6 protein-coding genes are annotated in these 7,322 nt (G+C 58.8%); 2 read left to right on the plus strand and 4 right to left on the minus strand.

All coding sequences use genetic code 11. The features are described from left to right. Positions 1-31 precede the first annotated feature (31 nt). The 4 genes from HBO10_RS11830 to HBO10_RS11845 form a co-directional block, all read right to left on the minus strand. Positions 32-613: a YigZ family protein gene (locus HBO10_RS11830; protein ID WP_034125909.1), complete on the minus strand. Its 582-nt coding sequence runs from the start codon at positions 611-613 to the stop codon at positions 32-34. A 12-nt stretch (positions 614-625) separates the two neighbouring features. Further along, entirely contained in the window at positions 626-1,285 is a 660-nt protein-coding gene (locus HBO10_RS11835; RefSeq protein ID WP_034125910.1) for a TetR/AcrR family transcriptional regulator, read from the minus strand. Positions 1,286-1,372: 87 nt separating this feature from the next. Further along, positions 1,373-2,767, minus strand: a complete 1,395-nt coding sequence (locus HBO10_RS11840; protein ID WP_034125911.1) for a nucleobase:cation symporter-2 family protein — start codon at positions 2,765-2,767, stop codon at positions 1,373-1,375. Between the two features lie 88 nt (positions 2,768-2,855). Beyond that, positions 2,856-3,776 carry a LysR family transcriptional regulator gene (locus HBO10_RS11845; protein WP_034125912.1) on the minus strand — a complete coding sequence of 307 codons (921 nt, stop codon included), beginning with the start codon at positions 3,774-3,776 and terminating at the stop codon, positions 2,856-2,858. A 126-nt stretch (positions 3,777-3,902) separates the two neighbouring features. On the opposite strand from HBO10_RS11845, the gene HBO10_RS11850 reads away from it, so the two are divergent. Beyond that, a complete protein-coding gene (locus HBO10_RS11850; protein WP_034125913.1) occupies positions 3,903-5,252 on the plus strand; it encodes an aspartate aminotransferase family protein in 1,350 nt (449 codons plus the stop codon). Positions 5,253-5,291: 39 nt separating this feature from the next. Beyond that, positions 5,292-6,785 (plus strand): CoA-acylating methylmalonate-semialdehyde dehydrogenase, encoded by a 1,494-nt coding sequence (locus HBO10_RS11855; protein WP_034125914.1) that lies wholly within the window; start codon positions 5,292-5,294, stop codon positions 6,783-6,785. Positions 6,786-7,322 lie beyond the last annotated feature (537 nt).

Consider the following 7,322-nt stretch of genomic DNA (forward strand, 5'->3'; position numbering starts at 1 on the left):
TCATGGAGTTCAGCGCATAACAGTAGCAGTTTCAGCGTTCGAGCAGGATGCGCCCACGGCTCAGGTCGGCGAGCTGGGTTTGCAGGGTGTCGATGTGCGCCTCCCCCAGGGCGAGTTGCAGCTCTACGCCGTTGGCGGTGAAGGTTTCTTCCACCACAATCCCGCCGAGTTCAGCGACGCGCAGCTTCACCAGGTTCAGCTCGGAGAAGCCACAGGCGCAGCTCAGAGGTACGCGGCTGATCAGCTCGATGCGCTCGGCATTTTGCAGGCATTTATTGGCCCCGCCGCCATAGGCGCGGGCCAAGCCACCCGTGCCCAGTTGAATGCCGCCGTACCAGCGGATCACCAATACGGCCACCTGATCAAAGCCCTGGGCCTCGATGGCCGCGAGGATCGGGCGCCCGGCTGTGCCACCGGGTTCGCCGTCATCGCTGCTGCGGTATTGATCGCCTAGCTTCCAGGCCCAGCAGTTGTGCGTGGCGTTCAGGTCGCTGTGTTGCTCGAAAAACGCTTGGGCGTCCTGCGGGCTGGTAATCGGCGCCGCCACGGTGATAAAGCGGCTCTTGCGTATTTCTTCACGAAACTCGCAAAAACCGGTGAGCGTAAAAGACATAAATCGCTTCGTTTATAGGGCTGGCTTGATGCCGCAGCCTTTGAGAATGATATGGATCAGGTTGGTGCCGGCATCTTCCATGTCCTGCTTGGTCAGCTTGGTGCGACCGGTGACGCGGCAGATCTGGGTGGCGAAGTCAGCGTAGTGCTGGGTGCTGCCCCACAGCAGGAAGATCAGATGCACGGGGTCGACGGGGTCCATTTTGCCGGCGTCGATCCACGCCTGGAACACTGCGGCACGGCCGCTGAACCAGGCCCGATAGTCCTGGCCGAAATATTCAGTGAGGCATTCGCCACCGCTGATGATCTCCATGGCGAAGATCCGCGAGGCTTGGGGTTGGCGGCGCGAGAATTCCATCTTGGTGCGGATGTAACGAGCGAGCGCCACGGCCGGGTCATCCTCGGCGGTCAGCGCGTTGAAGGTGCTGTCCCAGAGTTCGAGGATGTTGCTCAGCACTGCGATGTACAGGCCCAGCTTGTTGGTGAAGTAATAGTGCAAGTTGGCCTTGGGCAGCCCGGCGCTGGCAGCGATGGTGTTCATGCTGGTGCCTTTGTAGCCATGGCGCGCGAATTCATCTTCAGCAGCCTGGAGAATCGCTTGTTCATTCTTTTGCCGAATGCGGCTGGCGGGTTTACCGCCGTGGTTGCTGTGGGCAGGAACTTCGAGGCTCATGGAGGTTTCCGTGCTGATCGATAGAGACGACGTGTGCACAGATAACCCACCCTCAAGCCTCAGACAAGTCCTGATGCAATAAAACCGTCAAAGCGGTTCCAGGCTGTCGCGTTCCGGGGTGTGGTTTGCGGCGGTGGTACTTGCCTTGGCCTCCGGCAGTAACAGGCACAGGAGGATGGCGGTGATACCGCCGCTGGTGATGGCGGAGTCGAACAGGTTCTGCACCAGTGTCGGCATCAGGTGCAGCAGGTTAGGTTGCGCGGCGATACCCAGGCCAACACCGAACGAGGTGGCGATAATCAGCATGCTGCGTCGATCCAGCGGTGCCTGGGCGAGAATGCGCACGCCGGCCGCGGCCACACTGCCGAACATCACCAGCGTCGCGCCGCCCAGCACCGGCTTGGGGATTTGCTGCAGCACGGCGCCAATCAGCGGAAACAGGCCCAGACAGAACAGCAACACGCCGATGTATAAACCGACGTAACGGCTGGCCACGCCGGTGAGCTGGATCACACCATTGTTCTGCGCAAACGTGGTGTTGGGGAAAGCGCTGAAAGTGGCGGCGATCATGCAGCTCACCCCATCGCCGAGGACGCCGCCCTTGAGCCGGCTTATATAAGAAGGGCCGCTGATAGGCTGGCGGGCAATCATGCAATTGGCGGTGAGGTCGCCGACGGTTTCGATGCTGCTGATCAGATAAATCAGCGCAATCGGCAGGAAGGCGCTCCAGTCGAAGTTGAAACCAAAGCGGAATGGTGTAGGCAGGCTGACCAATGGCAGGTCAGGCAAAGCCTGGGGAATCAGTTTACCGCTGAACCACGCCGCGAGGCTGCCCAGGGCCAGGCCGATGATGATGGCCGACAGGCGTACCCAGGGCGTGTTCGAGCGGTTGAGCAGGATGATCGTCAGTACAACGAACAGGCCCAGCGCCAAGTTGGCGGGGGCGCCGAAGTCCGGTGCATTGAAACCGCCGCCGAGGTCGGTGATGCCCACTTTGATCAGGCTGATGCCGATCAGCGTAATCACAATGCCGGTCACCAGCGGTGTGATCACGCGGCGCAGCTGGCCGATAAAGCGGCTCAATACAATCTGTACCGCCGCGCCGAAGAAGCACACGCCGAAAATCATCGCCAGAATGTCTTCCGGGCTGCCGCCGCGTTGTTTCACCAGAAAGCCTGCAGACAACACCGCGCCGAGAAACGCAAAGCTGGTGCCTTGCAGGCAGATCATGCCGGCACCGATACCAAACGGCCTGCGTGCCTGGATGAAGGTGCCTACGCCGGAAACCATCAACGCCATGCTGATCAGGTAGGGCAAGTGGGCGGTGAGGCCGAGGGTGGAGCCAATAATCAGAGGCGGCGTGATAATGCCGACGAACGCCGCCAATACATGTTGCAGCGCCGCGAGGAGAGCCGGCAGTGGTTTCGGCCGGTCGTTGAGGCCGTAGATGAGGTCGCTGGGGCTGGAGGATTTTGGGGGCATGGCGGGTCAACTCAAGGCGGACGGTTCAAGGTCCTTGAGTCCTTGCAAAAAGCTGTCCATATGCTCAGCTTTTTGCGCGAGGCCCGAATCAGCGGGTGGCGGCCAGGCTTTCCAGGAAACTTTCCAGCACCAAATGAGGGCGACGGCCCTTGCGCGTGACCGATGCCAGGCTCAAATCGTAAAAACGTGTAGCCGGTTTCAGCGCACGCAGTCGGCCTTGTTGTACCCACAGGCTGGCGTAGTGATCGGGCAGGTAGCCGATATAACGCCCGGTGAGAATCAGGAACGCCATGCCTTCACGGTCTGACGCACTGGCGGTGCAGTTGAGCGCCTGGTAATGGGCCTGGATTTCCGCAGGTAAGCGGAAGGTGGGGGCGATGGCGTCCTGGCTGTCGACGCGCTCGTCGTCGAGTTGCTTGTTGTCGGCGTAAAACAGCGGGTGGCCGACCGCGCAATAGAGCAAGGAACGTTCGCTGTACAACGGCTGGTATTCCAGGCCCGACAGTGCGCTGGCCTGGGGCACCACACCGACGTGCAGGCGACCGTCGAGTACGCCTTGCTCCACTTCATTGGGGGCGATCATGCGGATCTGGATCTGCACGTCCGGGCCGCGTTCTTTCAACTGCGCCAATGCGTGGGTGATGCGCATATGGGGCAGAGTGACAAGGTTATCGGTGAGGCCAATGATCAACTCGCCGCGCAAATGTTGGTGCAGGCCGTTGACCTCGGTGCGAAAACTTTCCAGGGCACTCAGCAGTTGCAAGGCAGATTGATAGACCTCGCGGCCTTCTTCCGTCAGGGAAAAACCGGCGCGGCCGCGTTGGCAGAGTCGTAGCCCTAGTCGTTGCTCAAGGTCGCTCATCTGCTGGCTGATGGCCGAGCGCCCGATGCCGAGAACGGTTTCCGCTGCCGAGAAGCCGCCGCACTCCACTACGCTGCGAAAGATGCGCAGCAGGCGAATATCGAAGTCACTGACTTGGGCCAAAGGGTCGGGACGACGGCTGCTCATAGTTTAGTGAAGTCCTGACTGAAGGTTAGAAGAGTTGGATTTCACCGACTTTATCCCCGTGGCAATTTAGCTGCAACAACGCTTTTTCAATCCCGACGCTGCCTTTTGCCCTGCGAGGTTTTGCTGATGAACATGCCCGAAAACGCCCCATCGTCCCTGGCCAGCCAATTGAAGCTGGATGCGCACTGGATGCCTTACACCGCCAACCGCAACTTCCAGCGCGATCCACGCCTGATCGTGGCCGCCGAAGGTAGCTGGTTGACCGATGACAAGGGGCGCAAGGTCTATGATTCGTTGTCGGGCCTTTGGACCTGTGGCGCCGGGCATACGCGCAAGGAAATCCAGGAAGCGGTCGCCAAGCAATTGGGCACCTTGGACTACTCTCCAGGCTTCCAGTACGGTCATCCGTTGTCCTTCCAGTTGGCGGAAAAAATCACCGAGCTGACCCCAGGCAACCTGAATCATGTGTTTTTCACCGATTCGGGCTCTGAATGTGCCGATACGGCGGTGAAGATGGTGCGGGCCTACTGGCGCCTGAAAGGCCAGGCCACGAAGACCAAGATGATTGGTCGCGCCCGTGGTTACCACGGCGTGAACATTGCCGGTACCAGCCTGGGCGGTGTGAACGGTAACCGTAAGCTGTTTGGCCAGGCGATGATGGATGTTGACCATCTGCCTCACACCTTGCTGGCCAGCAACGCTTTCTCCCGGGGCATGCCGGAGCAGGGCGGTATTGCCTTGGCCGATGAGTTGCTCAAGCTGATCGAGCTGCATGACGCGTCGAACATTGCGGCCGTATTTGTCGAGCCTATGGCCGGTTCCGCTGGGGTATTGGTGCCACCGCAGGGGTATCTCAAGCGTCTGCGCGAAATTTGCGACCAGCACAATATCCTGTTGGTGTTCGACGAAGTGATCACGGGCTTTGGCCGCACCGGCTCGATGTTCGGTGCCGACAGCTTCGGCGTGACCCCGGACCTGATGTGCATTGCCAAGCAAGTCACCAACGGCGCGATCCCGATGGGCGCGGTGATTGCCAGCAGCGAGATCTACCAGACCTTCATGAACCAGGCGACGCCGGAATACGCAGTGGAATTCCCCCACGGCTACACCTACTCGGCGCACCCGGTGGCTTGCGCGGCGGGCTTGGCGGCATTGGACCTGTTGCAGAAAGAAAACCTGGTGCAGAGCGTAGCCGAAGTCGCGCCGCACTTTGAGAATGCGCTGCACGGTTTGAAGGGCAGCAAGAATGTGATCGACATTCGCAACTACGGCCTGGCCGGTGCGATTCAGATTTCCCCACGTGATGGAGATGCCATTGTGCGTCCATTCGAGGCCGGCATGGCGTTGTGGAAGGCCGGTTTCTATGTGCGTTTTGGCGGCGACACCCTGCAGTTCGGGCCAACCTTCAACAGCCAGCCGCAGGACCTGGACCGTCTGTTTGACGCGGTCGGCGAAGTGCTGAACAAGATCGACTGATTTCTCCTTCTATATAGAACAATTTTTCAGGAGCCCTGCATGAGCCTTATCCAGCATTTGATCAACGGTGAACTGGTCAACGACAGCGGTCGTAGTGCCGACGTCTATAACCCGTCTACCGGCCAGGTGATTCACCAGGTGCCTTTGGCCAGCCGTGAAACCATTCAACAGGCGATTGACTCAGCCAAGGCGGCGTTTCCGGCTTGGCGCAATACGCCGCCGGCCAAGCGTGCCCAAGTGATGTTTCGTTTCAAGCAACTGCTGGAGCAGAACGAAGCGCGGATCTCGCAGTTGATCAGCGAAGAACATGGCAAGACCCTGGAAGACGCCGCGGGTGAACTCAAGCGTGGGATCGAGAACGTGGAGTACGCGTGCTCGGCGCCGGAGATTCTCAAGGGTGAATACAGCCGCAACGTAGGGCCGAACATTGATGCGTGGTCGGACTTCCAGCCGTTGGGCGTAGTGGCGGGTATCACCCCGTTCAACTTCCCGGCGATGGTGCCGTTGTGGATGTACCCGCTGGCGATTGTCTGCGGTAACTGTTTCATCCTTAAACCTTCAGAGCGCGACCCGAGTTCGACGCTGTTGATCGCGCAGCTGTTGCAGGAAGCCGGACTGCCCAAGGGCGTGCTCAGCGTGGTGCATGGCGACAAGGGCGCGGTGGACGCATTGATCGAAGCTCCGGAAGTCAAAGCCTTGAGCTTTGTAGGTTCGACGCCGATTGCCGAGTACATCTATTCCGAAGCGACCAAACGCGGCAAGCGCGTGCAGGCGCTGGGTGGGGCGAAGAATCACGCGGTGCTGATGCCGGATGCAGACTTGGATAACGCTGTGAGTGCCCTGATGGGCGCGGCTTATGGTTCCTGCGGTGAGCGTTGCATGGCGATCTCGGTGGCTGTGTGCGTGGGCGACCAGGTAGCGGATGCGTTGATCGCCAAGCTGGCGCCTCAGGTCAAGGCGTTGAAGATTGGTGCGGGCACTTCTTGCGGGCTGGATATGGGCCCGTTGGTGACGGGGCAGGCGCGAGATAAAGTCAGTGGCTATATAGAGGACGGTGTGTCGGCGGGGGCTGAGCTGGTCGTTGACGGCCGTGGCTTGAGTGTTGCAGGGCATGAGCAAGGTTTTTTCCTCGGTGGCAGCTTGTTTGACCGTGTGACCCCTGAGATGCGTATCTATAAAGAAGAGATCTTTGGGCCGGTGCTGTGCGTAGTGCGGGTGGATAGCCTGGAAGCGGCGATGCAGCTGATCAACGATCATGAATACGGCAACGGTACTTGTATCTTCACCCGTGACGGTGAAGCGGCGCGCCTGTTCTGTGATGAGATTGAAGTCGGCATGGTGGGGGTTAACGTGCCGTTGCCTGTGCCGGTTGCGTATCACAGCTTTGGTGGCTGGAAGCGTTCGCTGTTTGGCGACTTGCATGCCTATGGGCCGGACGGGGTGCGTTTCTATACCCGTCGCAAGGCAATCACCCAGCGTTGGCCGCAACGGGCCAGCCATGAAGCGTCGCAATTCGCCTTCCCTAGCCTGTAAGGCTCGGTAGGTAAAAGGCCGGCCCCTTGGGGCCGGCCTTTGCATTATTGGGGCTTTTTTGACTTATATGACAGAAATGTGAAAAAGAAGGTTGACGGCAGATTCTGGAAGCCTATAATTCGCCGCACTTCCGGCGCAGTCGAAACGGAAAACTCCTTGGTAAACAACGAGTTACGCAGTTGTCGACAGCAAGTTGCTTCAGTTCATCGAAGCCGAAAGGGAGTTGAAAAAGAGGTATTGACAGCAGCGTGTAACGCTGTAGAATTCGCCTCCCGCTTACGAGAGATCGCAAGCGCAAGTGGTTGAAGTTGTTGAAGAAATCTTCGAAAACTTCTGAAAATAACCACTTGACAGCAAATGAGGCTGCTGTAGAATACGCGCCTCGGTTGAGACGAAAGATCTTAACCAACCGCTCTTTAACAACTGAATCAAGCAATTCGTGTGGGTGCTTGTGGAGTCAGACTGATAGTCAACAAGATTATCAGCATCACAAGTTACTCCGCGAGAAATCAAAGATGTAACCAACGATTGCTGAGC

The organism is Pseudomonas sp. WS 5503 (assembly GCF_012985385.1).
GTDB lineage: Bacteria > Pseudomonadota > Gammaproteobacteria > Pseudomonadales > Pseudomonadaceae > Aquipseudomonas > Aquipseudomonas paracarnis.